This is a genomic window from Polaromonas sp. P1_G2 (genome assembly GCF_056405515.1).
The window spans coordinates 1-473 of record NZ_JBFUBY010001056.1 but is presented as its reverse complement, the minus strand read 5'-3'; the positions used below and the strand labels follow the sequence as shown (position 1 = coordinate 473).

Annotated in this window: 1 protein-coding gene; it reads right to left on the bottom strand. The window is 61.1% G+C overall.

Annotation, left to right across the window (positions count from 1 at the left end; translation table 11 throughout):
• The coding region (locus AC1D0P_RS29040) for a TolB family protein (protein WP_477679900.1) at positions 1-421 on the bottom strand (421 nt) is incomplete at its 3' end.
• Positions 422-473 lie beyond the last annotated feature (52 nt).

Genomic DNA, 473 nt, shown 5'->3' with positions numbered 1-473 from the left:
CTACCGGGCAGGTATAGACCTGAAAAGTCTCGCCGCGCTTGGCGACATAGGCCAGCCGCGCACCGTCCGGCGACCAGCCATGCCAATAGGACGGCGCCTTCTCGGTCACCAGCCGCGGCGTTCCACCGGTGGCAGGCAGGATATAGACCCGGCTCGCGCCAGCTTCCGTCGAGTCACTGATAACAAGCGTCTTCCCATCCGGGGAAATCCCGTGGTCGTTATTGCAGTCCTTTGCGAAGCCGGTGTCGATCTCGACCATGCCCGGATTGCCGAGATCGACCCGATAGAGCCGCCCGTCACCGTTGATGACCAGCGCCTTGCCGTCCAACGTCCAGTTGGGCGCCTCCACCAGGCGCTCCGTCCGGAGCACGGTTTTGACATATCCCGTCTCAAGGTTGAAAATCGCAACTTCACTTGCCATGCGCTTCTCTTTCCGTCGTCCTCACTACAGCGACTGACGGCTGATGTGAAAG